Origin of the sequence: Mesorhizobium sp. Cs1299R1N1 (assembly GCF_037179655.1) — a bacterium.
Classification (GTDB): Bacteria; Pseudomonadota; Alphaproteobacteria; order Rhizobiales; family Rhizobiaceae; genus Mesorhizobium; species Mesorhizobium salmacidum.
Genome location: NZ_JAPYKR010000003.1, coordinates 1 through 16,267, shown reverse-complemented (window position 1 = coordinate 16,267; position 16,267 = coordinate 1). Strand labels below are relative to the sequence as shown.

The following is a 16,267-nucleotide window of genomic DNA, read 5'->3' as shown; positions in this document are numbered from 1 at the left end:
AGTTGACGCCGCCGCAGCGACAGGGTTAGATGCCCCGCGCGTCCGGCTCCAGCCTTCTTGCGAGTGAGATCAACCCGTCCCCTCCACCGTCCAATCCAGAGGAACGCCGTCATGGCCGAAGTGAAATCCGACATCGAGATCGCGCGTGGCGCCAGGAAAAAGCAGATCCAGGAGATCGGCAAGAAGATCGGCATCCCGACCGAACATCTGCTGCCCTACGGCCACGACAAGGCCAAGATCTCAGCAGAATTCATCAAGTCGGTGAAGGGCAACAAGGACGGCAAGCTGATCCTCGTCACCGCCATCAACCCGACGCCGGCCGGCGAAGGCAAGACCACCACCACCGTCGGCCTCGGCGACGGCCTGAACCGCATCGGCAAGAAGGCGATCGTCTGCATCCGCGAAGCTTCGCTCGGCCCGAATTTCGGCGTCAAGGGCGGTGCCGCCGGCGGCGGCTACGCGCAGGTGGTGCCGATGGAGGACATGAACCTCCATTTCACCGGCGACTTCCACGCCATCACCACGGCGCACAACCTGCTCTCGGCTCTGATCGACAACCACATCTACTGGGGCAATGAGCTCGGCATCGACACCCGCCGCGTCGTGTGGCGCCGCGTCATGGACATGAACGACCGGGCGCTGCGCGAGATCATCTGCTCGCTCGGCGGCGTCGCCAACGGTTTCCCGCGCGAAGCCGGCTTCGACATCACCGTCGCCTCGGAAGTGATGGCCATTTTGTGCCTGTCCACCGACCTGAAGGATCTGGAAAAGCGCCTCGGCGACATCATCGTCGCCTACCGCCGCGACAAGTCGCCGGTCTATGCCCGCGACCTCAAGGCCGACGGCGCCATGGCTGTCCTGCTCAAGGACGCCATGCAGCCCAACCTCGTGCAGACGCTGGAGAACAACCCGGCCTTCGTGCATGGCGGCCCGTTCGCCAACATCGCGCATGGCTGCAACTCGGTCGTCGCCACCACGACGGCGCTCAAGCTCGCCGACTATGTCGTCACCGAAGCCGGCTTCGGCGCTGATCTGGGCGCGGAAAAATTCTTCGACATCAAGTGCCGCAAGGCGGGCCTGAAGCCGGCGGCCGCCGTCATCGTCGCCACCGTGCGCGCCATGAAAATGAATGGCGGCGTCAAGAAGGAAGACCTCGGTAAGGAAAACGTCGAGGCGGTGAAGAAGGGCTGCGCCAACCTTGGCCGCCACATCGAGAACATCAGGCAGTTCGGTGTGCCGGCGGTGGTTGCCATCAATCACTTCTACTCCGACACCGATGCCGAGATCCAGGCGATGAAGGACTATGTCGCCTCGATGGGAGAAGAGGCGATCCTGTGCAAGCACTGGGCCAGGGGCTCGGCGGGCATCGAGGACCTCGCCAACAAGGTGGTGGCGCTGGCCGAATCCGGTGCCTCGCAGTTCGCGCCGCTCTATCCCGACGCCATGCCGCTGTTCGAGAAGATCAACACCATCGTCCAGCGCATCTATCGCGGCTCGGAAGCCATCGCCGACAAGTCGGTGCGCGACCAGTTGCACGCCTGGGAGCAGGCCGGCTACGGCAACCTGCCGGTGTGCATGGCCAAGACCCAGTACTCCTTCTCGACCGACCCCAACCTGCGCGGCGCGCCGACCGGCCACACCGTGCCGGTGCGTGAGGTCAGACTTTCGGCGGGCGCGGGCTTCGTCGTCATCATCTGCGGCGAGGTCATGACCATGCCCGGCCTGCCCAAGGCGCCATCCTCGGAAAAGATTTTCCTCAACGAGATTGGCCAGATCGAAGGCCTGTTCTAAATCCTTCAAGTCCAAACGGCAAAGGGCGCCGCATCACCGCGGCGCCCTTTGCATTTCGCGGATGGCTACGCGGCGCTGCGCGCCAGCGCCCGCTGGTTGGACGCATGGATCGTGTCGCGTTCCGGCAGCGCGCCGGTCTTGAGGCAGTCGATCCATTCGGCGGTCTTGAGCACGGCGGCGAAACGCGACTGCAGGATGATGCTCACCACGCGATGGATCTCCTCGGCCGAGGCGTAGCCGGCGCTGTTGGCGTAGGGCACCGAACCGGTCGCGTCGGACAGGAACTCGACCGCGAAGCCCATATGCACGGCGTGGATGATGGTCGACAGGTCGCAATTATGCGTCATGTAGCCGATGACCGCGATCGTATCGACGGCATTGGCGCGCAGCCAGTCCTCGAGGTCGGTGCCGGTGAAGGCGCTCGGCAATTTCTTCTCGACATAATGGTCGCGGCCACGCTTGGCGATCTCCGGATGCAGTTCGCCGCCATGGCTGCCCGTGGCGAAGATCGGCGACGTCTCGGGCGCCATCTGCTTGACGACCACCACCTTGATGCCTGCGGCCGCCGCGGCATCCATCGCGCGCGCCACGTTGACGACGCTGTCGCGGAACGGCGGATGCTGGATGGCCAGATTGCCGCCGTCATAGTCGTTCTGGACGTCGATGACGACGAGCGCGCGGCGCGGCGCGGTGTTGGCTGGGTCAGACATGATGTTTCCTTTCAGGCTTGAATGCGATGGGCCGAAAGTAATCTGCTGGCTTGGGAGCCAACAGTGGCCCGATTGACATCATCCGAAAGAAGTGGGACAATCCACACTCACACTGGAAACGCCCATGACCGCTCCCATCATCGCCGTCCTCGCCTTCGACGGCATCAGCCCATTCCATCTCTCCGTGCCTTGCCTGGTGTTCGGCGCGGATCGGACCAACCTCGGCCTGCCACGCTTCGACTTCCGTGTCTGCGGGGTCGAGGAAGGGCTGATCCGGACCGATGCCGGCCTGGGTATCCTGGTCCCGCACGGGCTTGCCGCGCTCGAAGACGCCGATATCGTCATCATCCCGAGCTGGAAGGATCTCGAAGCGCCTCTGGCCAAACCGCTCGAGGAAGCGCTCGGCCGCGCCCACCGGCGCGGCGCGCTGATCGTGAGCCTGTGTCTCGGCACCTTTGCCCTCGCCGCCGCCGGCCTGCTCTCGGGACGGAAGGCGACCACGCATTGGGCCTATACTGACCAGTTGCGGGCCCTCCATCCCGACATTTCAGTCGATGCCGACGTGCTCTACGTCGACGATGGCGACATCGTCACCTCCGCCGGCGTCGCCGCCGGGCTCGACTGCTGCCTGCACATCGTGCGTGCCCGCTATGGCGCGGAGGCGGCACTGCGGCTCGCCCGGCACGTCGTGCTTTCGCCGCACCGGCAGGGCGGACAGGCGCAGTTCATCGAGCGTCCCGTGGCAAAAAGCGCCAATGCCGACCGTTTCACCGAGGCGCTCGACGCGGTTCGCGCGACATCAGGCGAAACGCACAGCCTCGACAGCGTCGCCGACGCCGCAGGCCTGACACGGCGCACTTTCACCCGCCGTTTTCAGAAATCGATCGGCACCAGTTTTGGCGATTGGCTGACCAGCCAGCGGATCGAACTGGCGCAACGGCTGCTGGAAGCCACGGACAAATCGATCGACATCGTGGCCTTCGAGGCCGGCTTCGGCAGCGCCACATCGCTGCGCCAGCACTTTTCCGCGCGGCTGAAAACGTCGCCGGCGCAATATAGGCGCGAATTCTCCAGGCGTATCGACCAGAACGAACGGATGGCACAGGCCCTGTCGTCTTGAGATCGAACGACAAAGGGCGTCACATCGCCGCGACGCCCCTGCATTTCCACCCTCTGCAGTCAGGTAACGTCTTCCGGCGATGGCGCCCGTTTGCGGCCAGTGACCATGGCGCGAACCAGATTCTCATGGTGGCGCAGGCTGGCCAGCAACACGCCGCAGACATGAAGTCCGACGAGCACGAGAATTCCATTGCCTAGGATCTTGTGCATGTCCTCTACCCAGCCCACGCCCCACCAGGCATCCGTGGTTTGCATCCAGCCGGTAAGTGCAATTCCCGCCAAACAAGCAAGGAGCGCCAGCACCATGGCGCCGCCGGCGGGATTGTGGCCGAGATAACGCCTTTCATCGCCATGCGCCACGTCCACAAGATATGAACTCACCGTACGCGGCCCACGCCCGAACTGACGGAAGCGGGTATATCCGGACCCGGCCAAGCCGGCGATCAGACGCGAGGCGATCAGAACCCCGGCACAATAACCGGCCAGTTCATGCACCTTCATGATCTCCCCAGAAGAAAGCCACGCCACCGCAACGCACAGGACCAGCGACCAGTGAAAGAGGCGGACATAGGGGCTCCAGACCTTGACCGAGGTTTCTCGTGTCGAGACGGTGGCGTTCATGGCGATCAACCGTCGTCGGAATCGGCGCCGACCGACTCGAGCGTCTTGGGATTGAAGACGCCTTCCAGCTTCTTGCCGCTGGCGTCGATTGCCTTGGCCTCATAGCAGCCGTTTTCCGTCTTGATGCTGCGCACCTTCCAGCCTTCGCCTTCCAGCTTCTTTTGCAGTGCCTCGCGCGGCTGCCACTGGGCGGTCGGCACATCGCATTTGTCGGCAGCAAGGGCGGGTCCGGCAATGGCCATCGCCAATGCGGTTAGGATCAAGGCTTTCATCTTGCTATCTCCATCGGCCAATTCCGATACGGCGACCCTGGCCGTGAAATCTGACAGCCACCTGAACACTCCCGCATCGTCTAAAAGCCGCGATTGGCTTTCATTCAGGTTCCTGTCAGCCTCCTGCCGCATAGAAGCGGTCTGTTGCCGGACACGGAGACAAAGTGCGCGTTCTGCTGATCGAGGACGACCCGGTTTTGGGTGAGGCAGTGCGCGACCACATCGCTGCTGACGGCCATGCCGTGGACTGGAGCACGACGCTCGGCGGTGCCGGCGATCACCTTGATGTCGTCTCCTATGAACTTATCCTGCTCGACCTGCATTTGCCGGACGGCAAGGGCCTTGAATTCCTGAAGTCGTTGCGACATGGGGGCACCGATACACCGGTTATCGTCCTGACCGCGCGCGACCAGCTCTCCGACCGGATAGAGGGGTTGAATTCCGGGGCGGACGACTATCTGGTCAAGCCGTTTGATCTCGGCGAGCTGTCCGCGCGCCTGGCCGCGGTCGCGCGCCGCTACTCGGGAAACCCGAACCCTTTGATCCGGCTCGGGGCGGTCAAAATCGATCAGGCCGCACGCCGCGTCATCGTCGACGGCACGGAGGCCATGCTGACATCCCGGGAATGGGCAGTCCTGGAGCAGTTCTTGCGACGGCCCGGCGTGACGGTCGGCAAGCACCAGATCGAGGACGCGCTCTATGCCTTCGGCGCGGAGATCGAAAGCAACACCGTCGAAGTCTATGTCAGCCGCCTGCGCAAGAAGATCGGACGCGAGGCGCTCACCACCGTCAGGGGGCTAGGCTACCGCCTGGCGTCGCCATGAGAATGCTCAATAGCTTTGCCGGCCGCCTCGTAGCCTCGTTGATCCTCGTCACCGTCGCCGTTGGCCTGGTAGCCGCAGGCACCGGAAGCATCACGCTGCATCGTGAGATCAACGAGGCCATGGACAGCTCGATGCAGGAAGCGGCACGCCGGCTGCTGCCGGTCGTCATCGACGACCTCTTTGGGCGCGAGACGTCACAGTCCCCCCGCAAGCTGGGGGAGGCTGTGCCCGACGATGACGGCGGTCGTATGGTCTTTCAGGTTCGTGATGGCGCCGGGCACGTCCTGATGCATTCCTACGGTGCCCCCGCCGAACCATTGACCATCAAATTGGCGCAAGGTTTCTCGGAGGAAGCCGGCTGGCGCGTTTATACCGAGCCGGCAGTCAGCGGCACCGTCTTCGTTCAGGTCGCCGAACTCGACACGCGGCGCAACGAGGAAACATTCGAAGCCGCCATAGGCTTCCTGATACCGATGGTTATCCTCATCCCGTTGAGCGCGCTTGTGGCGTGGCTGACGCTGGGAGCGCTTCTTGAGGCCGATCGCTACACTCCGCGGCGAGATCAGCACCCGTCATGGCGACAATCTGGCTCCGATCCGCACAGAGGATCTGCCCTCCGAACTCGCAGCCATCGCCAAGTCGGTCAACAGCCTGATGCGGCGCTTGAGCATGGCACTCGACGCCGAGAAGGAATTCACCGCTAACGCTGCGCATGAATTGCGCACGCCGATCGCCGGCGCGCTGGCCCAGACGGAGCGTCTGATCGCCGAAGCTCCCGACGAGGCGGCCGGAAAACGCCCGCGCCAGATCAAGGCGGCCCTGACCGATCTCGCCGGCTTGTCCGAAAAACTGATGCAGTTGGCGCGTGCTGATGCAGGAGTGGCGGTCGCCGGCAAGCCAGCCGACATTACGGCCGTCTCCGCGCTGGTGGTCGCGGACTTCGAACAGCACAACCAATACAAGGGTCGCCTTTGTCTCGAAACACCGGCGAATGGCAAGGCATATGCGGCCATCGACACGGATGCACTGGCCATTGTCTTGCGCAACCTTGTCGAGAATGCCTTGCGACATGGTGCCGAAGGCGCGCCTGTGGTCGTGCGCATAGGTGACGCCAGCCTCAGCGTGATCAACGATGGTCCGGTGGTTTCCGCCCCAAGCGGCTTGGTCAAACGGTTCGAACGCGGCGCAACACGTGCCGAGGGATCCGGCCTCGGACTGGCGATCGTCAACAAAATCCTGCAACAGGTCGATGCGACGCTGGCCCTGAACTCGCCGGCAACCGGCCGGCAGGATGGCTTTGAAGCAAAGATCCAGTTTCCCACTGTGTAACGTCAACGACGCATGACCACCCGCGCCGGATTGCCGACCACCGTCGTGTTCGCCGCCACGTCGCGCGTCACCACCGCCCCGGCGCCGACAATGGCGCCTTCGCCGATGCTGACGCCGCCAAGGATGACCGCGCTGCCGCCGATCCAGGCATTGTCGCCGATCGTGACCGGCCTGGCGATCTCCAGTCCCGCCTGCCGCCCTGCCGGCTCCTTGTGATGCTCGGCACAATAAATCTGCACATTGGGGCCAAGCAGCGTTCCCGTGCCGATGCGCACCGAAGCGGTGTCGAGGATGGTGCAACCGGCATTGAGGAAAGCGCGGTCGCCGAGGAAAATGTTGAATCCGTAGGCACAGTGAAACGGCGCCTCGATGCGGGCACCCTCGCCCACGCCGCCCAGCAGTGTCCGCAGGGCTGGCCCGAGGTTCCCGCGTTGATGGGGCGGAAGCGTATTATGCTCGAACACGGCATCCGCGGCCAGGCCGCGCAAAGCGCCAAGACCGTCATCCAGGCATGTATACCATTCGCCGGCCGCCATTTTCGCCCGTTCGCTCTGAACCATGGCAGTGCCTCCGTTTGAGATCATTGCGAACAGCGCCGAGGCAAGGACCAGGACGTGAACTTATAGACCGGGATAGCGGCTTGACGGAACTGGTCACCGTGCCGTCACGACCTTCGATCGCAAGCGGACATTCGCGATCCGCGCCCGGCAATGAAATAGTTCAAGACCACTGTCGATTTCCGGGTAACTCGTTCGTCCTCGGCAGGAAGCCGAAGAAATTCGCCAAAGCAAGGAAACGACTGCGATGACAATCACCATCACGGCATTTGAACGATCGCCCGATGGCGGCAAGGGACTGGCGCGCGATACCCGTGTTCGCTGGGCGCTGGAAGAGGTGAGACAGCCCTACGAGGTTCGTTTTGTTTCCTTTGCAAGGATGAAGGCGCCTGACCATCTGGCGATCCATCCCTTCGGGCAGATCCCCACCTATGAGGATGGTTCTCTCTCGCTGTTCGAGACCGGCTCGATCGTGTTTCATCTTGCCGAGCAGCATGCCGGCCTGCTGCCGAAGGATCGCAATGCCCGCGCCCGCGCGATAACGTGGATGTTTGCCGCACTGAACACCGTCGAGCCGCCGATCCTCGAATTGACCACGGCAAGGATATTCGAAGCCGACAAGCCCTGGAGCGAGGCGCGCTTGCCGCTGGTTAAGGACCGTGTTCGGTCCCGGCTGGACAGTCTCTCGGCTCACCTGGGCGTCGCCGACTGGCTCGATGATGCGTTCAGCGCCGGCGATTTGTTGATGGTGTCCGTGCTGCTGCGACTGCGAATGTCAGGCATTCTGGACGAATACCAAAACCTGGCCGCCTATGTGGCGCGCGGGGAAGCTCGGCCCGCTTATATCAGGGCCTTCGCCGCGCAATTTGCGATCAACGCTCCATCAAGCAAATGACTCGCCTCGATCCGCCGTGGCTGCGCTCATGAGTCTGCGGCCTAGCCAAATATCCGACCTATGGTAGCTTGCCGTTTCAGGGCTGTTCCGGCCCGGCATCGAGAGGGATCGGCTTGCTCTACATCCTTGCACTTCTGATCGGCGTCGTTGCCGGCCTGCGCGCCATGACGGCACCTGCCGCCGTCGCCTGGGGCGCCTATCTCGGCTGGCTGCCGGTTGCCGGCACCTGGGCGAGCTTCATGAGCCATTGGGCGGCTGTGGGCATCTTCACCGTCCTGGCCATCGTCGAACTGGTCACCGACCAGCTGCCGTCGACGCCAAGCCGCAAAGTGCCGCAGCAGTTCGGCGTCCGCATCCTGCTCGGCGCCTTTTCCGGCGCGGTGCTCGGCGCGGCCGGCGGCGCCACTATCGTCTGCCTGATCGCCGGCGCCATCGGCGCGGTCATAGGCACGCTGGGCGGTGCCGAAGCGCGCGGCCGGCTGGCGGCCGCTTTCGGCAAGGACACGCCCGCGGCTTTCACCGAGGATACGGTGGCGATTGTCGGCGGGCTGCTGATCGTGGCGGCGGTGGCATGACGGCGAAAACCTTCGACACCATCATCATCGGCGCTGGCCAGGCGGGGCCGCCCTTGGCCGGTCGCCTGACGGCCGCGGGCATGAGCGTGGCGCTGATCGAGCGCAAGCTGGTCGGCGGCACCTGCGTCAACACCGGCTGCATGCCGACCAAGACCATGGTCGCCAGCGCCTATGCCGCGCATCTGGCTCGGCGCGCCGCCGACTATGGCGTGACGCTTTCGGGTCCCGTCGGGGTCGATTATCACAGGATCAAGGCGCGCAAGGACAAGGTCACCAACGACGCCCGTGGCAATCTGGAGACCTGGATCGCCGGAATGGAGCGCTGCACGCTTTATCGCGGCCACGCACGCTTCGAATCCGCCAACACGGTACGTGTCGGCGACGACCTTTTGACCGCCGAAAAGATCTTCCTCAACACGGGCGGCCGCGCCTCGGTGCCGGACCTGCCTGGCATCCACGACATCGACTATCTGACCAACTCGTCGATGATGGATCTCGACGTTTTGCCGCGCCACCTCATCGTCGTCGGCGGCAGCTACATCTCGCTCGAATTCGCGCAGATGTTCCGCCGCTTCGGCTCTGAAGTCACCGTCATCGAAAAGAGCCCGCGCCTGACCGGCCGCGAGGACGAGGACGTCTCGGCCGCCATCCTGTCGATCCTCGAAAACGAAGGCATCGCGGTCCATGTCGGCGCCGACAACATCGGCTTCGTCAAACATGGTGGGGATATTGCCGTGACCTTCTCCGCCGGCAAGCCGCCCGCGATCGGATCGCATGTGCTGCTGGCGCTGGGCCGAACGCTCAATACCGACGATCTCGGCCTCGACAAGGCGGGCGTCGAGGTCGACAGACGCGGCGCGGTTGTCGTCGACGACCAGCTGCGCACCAGCGTGCCAGGTATCTGGGCGATGGGCGACTGCAACGGCAAGGGCGCCTTCACCCACACCTCCTACAACGATTATGAGATCGTCGCCGCCAATCTGCTCGACAATGATCCGCGCAAGGTCAGTGATCGCGTCGAGGCCTACGCGCTCTACATCGATCCGCCGCTCGGCCGCTGCGGCATGACCGAGGCTGCGGTGAGGAAATCGGGACGCCGCGCGCTGGTCGGCCAGCGGCCGATGACCCGCGTCGGCCGCGCGGTCGAAAAGGGCGAGACGCAAGGTTTCATGAAGATCCTCGTCGATGCCGACACCAGGGAAATCCTCGGCTGCTCGGTGCTTGGCCCCGGCGGCGACGAGGCGGTGCATTGCGTACTCGACCTGATGTACGCCAAGGCGCCGGTCGATACGCTGGCACGCGCGATGCACATCCACCCGACGGTTTCGGAGCTGCTGCCGACGATTGCCCAGGAACTCAAGCCGCTGGCCTGAGACTGGAGCGGTTCAGCGTTTGGCAAACCGCCGAGCCGCTCTACGGGCGCCTCGGCGCCCGTTTTCAATCTGCTCCACGCTTTCTGCATTGCTGCATTGCGGCAATGTCTGTTGCGCCCAGTCGGGATCGTCGCGCAGTCTCCGAATTGAACCGATTCAGTCTGGACCTCCCATGCCTTTGCCGATCCTTGCGCTTGCCATTGCGTCCTTCTGCATCGGCACCACCGAATTCGTCATCATGGGCCTGCTGCCGGAGGTCGCCGCAGATCTCGGCGTGACGATCCCCGCCGCCGGCCTGCTGGTCACCGGCTATGCGCTGGGCGTCGTCTTCGGCGCGCCTGTCGTGGCCATGGCCACCGCGCATTTGCCGCGCAAACCCGTGCTGGTCGGGCTTGCGGCCCTGTTCGTCGTCGGCAATCTCTTCTGCGCCATCGCGCCCAATTACTGGCTGCTGATGGCCGCGCGCGTCTTCACCGCTTTCGGCCATGGCGCCTTCTTCGGCATCGGCTCGGTCGTCGCCGCCAGCCTGGTGCCGCGCAACAAGCGCGCCAGCGCCATCGCGCTGATGTTCGCCGGGCTGACGCTGGCCAATATCCTCGGCGTTCCCGCTGGAACGGCGCTTGGCGAAGCCTTTGGCTGGCGGGCCACCTTCCTGGCCGTGGTCGGCATCGGCCTGATCTCGGTCGCGGCCATCGCCTGGCTGGTGCCGTCCGACGTCACGGAACCGAGCGGCGGCGGCCTACGCGCCGAAGTCCGCGTGCTCGGCAAGCTGCAGGTCTGGCTGGCGATGCTGATCGCGGCGCTGACCTCTGCCAGCCTGTTCGCCGTCTTCACCTACATCAAACCCTACCTCACCGACGTGTCGGGCCTGTCGACCGCGGCGGTCACCTGGGTGCTTCTGCTGTTCGGCGCCGGCATGACCATCGGCAACATCATAGGCGGCAGGCTGGCCGACTGGAAACTGATGTCGACGGTGATCGCCACCTTGCTGTTGATGGCCCTGCTGTTCGTCGGCTTCATGCAGTTCGGCGCGATCGCCAGTGTTGCCGTCGGCATCGTCTTCCTGTGGGGCCTGCTCATCTTCGTCGTCGTGCCGCCGCTGCAGATCCGCGTCGTCGAGGCAGCGTCGGAAGGCCCGAACCTTGCCGCCACGTTGAACCAGGGCGCCTTCAACGTCGGCAATGCCGGCGGCGCGTGGATCGGCGGCGTGGCGCTGTCCGCGGGCGTTTCCTACGCCAATCTGCCGCTGGTCGGGGCGGTGCTCGCCCTGCTGGCGGTCGCCGTCGCGGTGCTGTCGCAGACGCTTGACCGGCGCGCGCCGGCCGTCGCCCTTCAGCCTGCCGCGGAGTAACTGCCTGTCGCCCAAAAATGCGAAGCGGTTTTGGGACAACGACATGCAGCAAGGCAAAAGACTAGCTTGCGCCCATGGCGCGGCGGGCTGGACCAATCGACATCGGCACCTTCAAATGGGCATGTCTTCTCGCACTTGATGGAGGATGTCATGCAGAAATCGATCGAACGCATCGCCGGGGACAGCGAAGGCGTTTCCTACGAATTCCCGGTGTTCCGCTTCGCCGGTGCCGACAAGGCGGCACCTTCGGCCTATCTGCAGGCGGCGCTCCATGCCGGCGAATTGCCTGGCGTCGTCGCCATCGATGCATTGATGCCGATGCTGAACAAAGCCGATGCCGAAGATCGCATCAAGGGCAACATCACCATCGTGCCCTGGGCCAACCCGATCGGCCGCGCGCAATATCATTTCGGCGAGCACCAGGGCCGCTTTCATCTGGGCACCCGCACCAACTTCAACCGCGGTTTTCCGCTGCTTGCCGCGCCCGACACCAGGCTTTTGCCGGACGCCTCTTTTGGCGGCGCCGACCAGCGGCTGAAGTCGCGGCTGGTGCAGCTTTCGCTGGGCCACGACATCGTGCTCGACCTGCATTGCGACGATGAGGGCCTTGCCTATCTCTACGTTCACACCAGCCTGTGGCCTGAAATGGCCGATTGCGCCGCCGCCATGAGCGTCGATGCCGTGGTGCTGTGGAGCGAGGACACCGACGGCACCTTCGAGGGCGCCTCGATCATGCCCTACCAGAACGCATCAGCCGGCGTGGCGAAGTTCGACGGGCGCGTCGCCACCACCGTCGAATATCGCGGCATCCTCGATGTCGATGGCGCGCTTGCCTCGGCCGACGCGGCAGGCCTCTACCGGCTGCTGGCGGCGCGCGGCGTGATATCCGACAGCACGCTGCCCGCGCCCGGCCCGTTCAAGGGTGTCGCGGCACCTCTGGAAAACATCGACATGATGCCGGCACCCCGGGGCGGCGCCGTCCTCTACGACGTGAAGCCTGGCGACCGCGTCACCAGGGGCGCGCGCCTCGCCACCATCGTCCACGCGCCGGGCGAAGCAGACGGCCGCACCGAAGTGTTCGCGCCGCAGGACGGCATCATCCTGACCCGCCGCTCGCGCCGCATCATCCGCGCCGGCGAAGACCTGTTGAAACTGGTCGGCGACAGGAAGAGCGCCGACGCCAGGTCGGGCACGCTGGAGGATTAGCCTCCGTCGAATCCAGTTGCGCGGCCGCCCAATCGCCGCTAAGGGAATCGCCATGAACATGCGTTCGATCAAGACCATTTGGTGGTGGGCCTGCTGACAGCGGCCTGTTCGAACGCGTGCGCGTGAAAATAGAGGGTGGCCGCAACGGAATGTCCGGGCGGCCATTTGTTTTTCAAAGCCATTCCCGGGTCCGTTGCCCAAGTAGCTGATGGAGACGGCAATGACGTTGAAGGTTCTGGAAACCGGCGCTGAAAGCTTCGTGACGGCGGGTGGCATCACCATCACCCGCGAGCGCCATGGCCGGCCCTATGAAGGTGCGATCGACGCTTATGTCGACGGGCTGAATTCGCGCCGGGGCGCGGTATTTTCCTCGAACTACGAATATCCCGGCCGCTATACGCGGTGGGACACCGCCATCATCGATCCGCCGCTGGTCATCTCCGCACGCGGTCGCGCCATGCGCATCGAGGCGCTGAACGGCCGCGGCGAGGCGCTGCTGCCGGTCATCGGCAAGGCGCTCGGCGGTCTCGCCGAGGTCACGATCGCCGAGACCACCAAAAAGCTGATCCGCCTCGACGTCGCCAAGCCCGGCCGTGTCTTCACCGAGGAGGAACGCAGCCGCGTTCCCTCCGTCTTCACCGTGCTGCGCGCCATCACCGCTCTGTTCAGGACAGCCGAAGACGCCAATCTCGGCCTCTACGGCGCCTTCGGCTACGACCTCGCCTTCCAGTTCGACCCGGTCGAGCACACGCTCGTGCGCAAGGAAAGCCAGCGCGACCTGGTGCTGTTCCTGCCCGATGAGATCCTGGTCGTCGACCATTATTCGGCCAAGGCCTGGACCGACCGCTACGACTATGCGGGCGAGGGTTTTTCGACCGAAGGCCTGCCGCGCGATCAAATCGCCGAGCCGTTCAAGACCGCCGACCGCATCCCGCCGCGCGGCGACCATGAGCCGGGCGAATACGCTAATCTGGTGCGCCGGGCGATGGACAGCTTCAAGCGCGGCGACCTGTTCGAGGTCGTCCCTGGCCAGATGTTCTACGAACGCTGCGAGACGCAGCCATCCGAGATTTCACGCAAGCTGAAGTCGATCAACCCGTCGCCCTATTCCTTCTTCATCAATCTGGGCGAGAACGAATACCTGATCGGCGCGTCGCCCGAAATGTTCGTGCGCGTCAACGGCCGCCGCGTCGAGACCTGCCCGATCTCCGGCACCATCAAGCGCGGCGACGATGCCATTTCGGACTCTGAGCAGATCATCAAGCTGCTCAACTCCAAGAAGGATGAATCCGAGCTCACCATGTGCTCGGACGTGGACCGCAACGACAAGTCGCGGGTCTGCGATCCAGGTTCGGTGCGCGTCATCGGCCGCCGCCAGATCGAGATGTATTCGCGCCTGATCCATACGGTCGATCACATAGAGGGCCGGCTGCGCGAAGGCATGGACGCTTTCGACGCGTTTCTGTCGCATGCCTGGGCCGTCACCGTCACCGGCGCGCCGAAGCTATGGGCCATGCGCTTCATCGAGCAGAACGAGAAGAGCCCGCGCGCCTGGTATGGCGGCGCCATCGGCATGGTCAACTTCAACGGCGACATGAACACCGGGCTCACCTTGCGCACCATCCGCATCAAGGACGGCATCGCCGAGGTGCGCGCCGGCGCTACATTACTCTTCGACAGCGTTCCCGAGGAAGAAGAAGCTGAAACCGAACTGAAGGCATCCGCCATGCTCTCCGCCATCCGCGACGCCAAGTTGGGCAATTCGACCAGCACCGAGCGCACCACGGCGCGCGTCGGCGATGGCGTCAACATCCTGCTCGTCGACCATGAGGACAGCTTCGTCCACACGCTGGCCAACTACTTCCGCCAGACCGGCGCCAATGTCTCGACCGTGCGCACGCCGGTGCCGGAGGAAGTCTTCGAGCGGCTGAAGCCCGACCTCGTCGTGCTGTCGCCCGGACCCGGCACGCCGAAGGATTTCGACTGCGCGGCGACCATCAGACGAGCGCGCGCCCGCGACCTGCCGATCTTCGGCGTCTGCCTTGGCCTGCAGGCATTGGCCGAAGCCTATGGCGGCGAACTCAGGCAATTGCACATTCCCATGCACGGCAAGCCGTCGCGTATCCGCGTCTCGAAGCCGGGCATCATCTTCTCGGGCCTGCCCAAGGAAGTCACCGTCGGCCGTTACCACTCGATCTTCGCCGATCCGGTGCGCCTGCCTGACGATTTCGTGGTCACGGCCGAGACCGAGGACGGCGTCATCATGGCCTTCGAGCACCGCAAGGAGCCGATTGCCGCGGTGCAGTTCCACCCGGAATCGATCATGACGCTCGGTCACAATGCCGGCATGCGCATCATCGAGAACATCGTCGCCCACCTGCCGCGCAAGGCCAAGGAAAAGGCAGCCTGACGGTAATGGCCGAAGCCGAGAACACCATGGCGATCGCGGCGAAAGCCGCCGCGAAGCGCAAGGTCGCCAATCTCGCCTTCTGGTCGATCGTGGTCGCCTTTGTCGTGCTCGCGCTCAAGGCCGCCGCCTGGTACGTAACCGGATCCGTCGCGCTCTATTCGGACGCGTTGGAATCGATCGTCAATGTCATTGCCTCGATGGCCGCTTTCTGGGCGATCCAGGTCAGCTACAAGCCGGCCGACCAGGATCACCCTTTCGGCCATCACAAGGCGGAGTATTTCTCGGCCGTGCTCGAAGGCGTGCTGATCGTGGTCGCCGCGCTTTTGATCCTGAGCGAGGTCTGGCGCTCCTGGCAGACCCCGGCCCCACTCGAACAGCCTTGGGAAGGCCTTGCCGTCAACGGCGTCGCCACCGCCATCAATGCTTTCTGGGCCTGGACGCTGATCCGCGCGGGCCGAGCCGAAAAGTCACCGGCGCTGGTCGCCGACGGCAATCACATCATGACCGATGTGGTGACCTCGGTTGGTGTCTTCGGCGGCCTGGTCGGAGCGATCCTGACCGGCTGGCAGATCCTCGACCCGGCATTGGCCGTCATCGTCGCGCTCAACATCCTGTGGCAGGGCTGGCATGTCATCGGCTCGTCGATGAACGGCCTGATGGATCGGGCCGTCGACACAGTGGAGCACATGCGCATCCGCGACATCATCTCGGCCAATTGCAAGGGCGCGCTGGAGGTGCATGATCTCAAGACCCGCATCGCCGGCCGCGCCACCTTCATCGAGTTCCATCTGGTCGTCGATGCAGACATGTCGGTTGGCGCCAGCCATATCATCTGCGACCGCATCGAGGATGCGCTGAAGGCCGACATTCCCTCGGTGCGGGTGACCATCCATGTCGAGCCCGACGACGAGGCCAAGCTGCCCAAGGGCACGACCGCGGTGCCGTTTGCTTGATGCGGTTAGAGCGGTTGGAAGATTGGCCGAAGCCCTTCCTCCTTCGTCATGTATGGACGGCCCCCTGTTGGCAAGGTGCATTCGGCATTTTGGCGGATAGTCTGGAGCGGTCATGTATTCGGCCTGTTGATGCGGTCGACATTGATGACCGCTAGCCCGCAAGGGTTACGCGGATCGGGTTCCAATCATCCCAGCGCGCTTTGATGGCGCGATGACGAAGGCGGAGTGTCCCGACCCAGGTCCTGACCATTTTGCCGTGCTGCCTCTTGCTCCTTACGCTG

Annotated in this window: 16 protein-coding genes; 12 read left to right on the top strand and 4 right to left on the bottom strand. The window is 64.1% G+C overall.

Translation table 11 applies throughout. The annotated features are described in order from the left end of the window. Positions 1–111: 111 nt before the first annotated feature. Complete coding sequence (locus tag O7A70_RS06865) at positions 112–1,791, top strand: formate--tetrahydrofolate ligase (protein WP_337139718.1); 1,680 nt, start codon at positions 112–114, stop codon at positions 1,789–1,791. Positions 1,792–1,856: 65 nt separating this feature from the next. Here the strand turns inward: O7A70_RS06865 and O7A70_RS06860 are convergent, their stop codons facing one another. Beyond that, positions 1,857–2,501: a cysteine hydrolase family protein gene (locus O7A70_RS06860; protein ID WP_337139717.1), complete on the bottom strand. Its 645-nt coding sequence runs from the start codon at positions 2,499–2,501 to the stop codon at positions 1,857–1,859. A gap of 124 nt (positions 2,502–2,625) precedes the next feature. Between O7A70_RS06860 and O7A70_RS06855 the strand changes: the two genes are divergently transcribed. Next, positions 2,626–3,621 (top strand): GlxA family transcriptional regulator, encoded by a 996-nt coding sequence (locus tag O7A70_RS06855; RefSeq protein ID WP_337139716.1) that lies wholly within the window; start codon positions 2,626–2,628, stop codon positions 3,619–3,621. A 59-nt stretch (positions 3,622–3,680) separates the two neighbouring features. Here O7A70_RS06855 and O7A70_RS06850 read toward each other — a convergent pair whose 3' ends face one another. Continuing rightward, the gene (locus tag O7A70_RS06850) at positions 3,681–4,241 is read right to left on the bottom strand and encodes a cytochrome b/b6 domain-containing protein (RefSeq protein ID WP_337139715.1); all 561 of its coding nucleotides are present in this window, start codon (positions 4,239–4,241) and stop codon (positions 3,681–3,683) included. 5 nt (positions 4,242–4,246) lie between these two features. After that, positions 4,247–4,513 carry a PepSY domain-containing protein gene (locus tag O7A70_RS06845; RefSeq protein WP_337139714.1) on the bottom strand — a complete coding sequence of 89 codons (267 nt, stop codon included), beginning with the start codon at positions 4,511–4,513 and terminating at the stop codon, positions 4,247–4,249. 164 nt (positions 4,514–4,677) lie between these two features. On the opposite strand from O7A70_RS06845, the gene O7A70_RS06840 reads away from it, so the two are divergent. From O7A70_RS06840 to O7A70_RS06830, 3 genes are read left to right on the top strand one after another with little or no spacing between them, the layout of a single operon-like run. After that, entirely contained in the window at positions 4,678–5,337 is a 660-nt protein-coding gene (locus O7A70_RS06840) for a response regulator transcription factor (RefSeq protein ID WP_337139713.1), read from the top strand. Next, positions 5,334–6,041: a sensor histidine kinase N-terminal domain-containing protein gene (locus O7A70_RS06835; protein ID WP_337139712.1), complete on the top strand. Its 708-nt coding sequence runs from the start codon at positions 5,334–5,336 to the stop codon at positions 6,039–6,041. The genes O7A70_RS06840 and O7A70_RS06835 overlap by 4 nt, the downstream gene beginning before the upstream one ends. Next, a complete protein-coding gene (locus O7A70_RS06830; RefSeq protein ID WP_337139711.1) occupies positions 6,007–6,666 on the top strand; it encodes a sensor histidine kinase in 660 nt (219 codons plus the stop codon). The genes O7A70_RS06835 and O7A70_RS06830 overlap by 35 nt, the downstream gene beginning before the upstream one ends. A 2-nt stretch (positions 6,667–6,668) precedes the next feature. On the opposite strand, the gene O7A70_RS06825 is transcribed toward O7A70_RS06830, so the two are convergent. Next, positions 6,669–7,226, bottom strand: a complete 558-nt coding sequence (locus tag O7A70_RS06825) for a sugar O-acetyltransferase (RefSeq protein ID WP_337139710.1) — start codon at positions 7,224–7,226, stop codon at positions 6,669–6,671. A 244-nt stretch (positions 7,227–7,470) separates the two neighbouring features. On the opposite strand from O7A70_RS06825, the gene O7A70_RS06820 reads away from it, so the two are divergent. The 7 genes from O7A70_RS06820 to O7A70_RS06790 all read left to right on the top strand — a co-directional run bounded on the left by O7A70_RS06820 (position 7,471) and on the right by O7A70_RS06790 (position 15,986). Next, positions 7,471–8,118, top strand: a complete 648-nt coding sequence (locus tag O7A70_RS06820) for a glutathione S-transferase family protein (RefSeq protein WP_337139709.1) — start codon at positions 7,471–7,473, stop codon at positions 8,116–8,118. 113 nt (positions 8,119–8,231) lie between these two features. Then, positions 8,232–8,693 carry a DUF4126 domain-containing protein gene (locus O7A70_RS06815; protein ID WP_337139708.1) on the top strand — a complete coding sequence of 154 codons (462 nt, stop codon included), beginning with the start codon at positions 8,232–8,234 and terminating at the stop codon, positions 8,691–8,693. Further along, complete coding sequence (locus O7A70_RS06810; RefSeq protein WP_337139707.1) at positions 8,690–10,066, top strand: FAD-containing oxidoreductase; 1,377 nt, start codon at positions 8,690–8,692, stop codon at positions 10,064–10,066. Before O7A70_RS06815 ends, O7A70_RS06810 begins: the two co-directional genes overlap by 4 nt. Before the next feature lie 172 nt (positions 10,067–10,238). Continuing rightward, positions 10,239–11,417, top strand: coding sequence for an MFS transporter (locus tag O7A70_RS06805; RefSeq protein ID WP_337139706.1), 1,179 nt, complete (start codon positions 10,239–10,241; stop codon positions 11,415–11,417). Between the two features lie 150 nt (positions 11,418–11,567). Next, positions 11,568–12,623: a succinylglutamate desuccinylase/aspartoacylase family protein gene (locus O7A70_RS06800; RefSeq protein ID WP_337139705.1), complete on the top strand. Its 1,056-nt coding sequence runs from the start codon at positions 11,568–11,570 to the stop codon at positions 12,621–12,623. Between the two features lie 220 nt (positions 12,624–12,843). Further along, the gene (locus O7A70_RS06795; RefSeq protein ID WP_337139704.1) at positions 12,844–15,033 is read left to right on the top strand and encodes an anthranilate synthase; all 2,190 of its coding nucleotides are present in this window, start codon (positions 12,844–12,846) and stop codon (positions 15,031–15,033) included. Positions 15,034–15,038: 5 nt separating this feature from the next. Beyond that, complete coding sequence (locus tag O7A70_RS06790) at positions 15,039–15,986, top strand: cation diffusion facilitator family transporter (protein WP_337139703.1); 948 nt, start codon at positions 15,039–15,041, stop codon at positions 15,984–15,986. Positions 15,987–16,267: the final 281 nt, after the last annotated feature.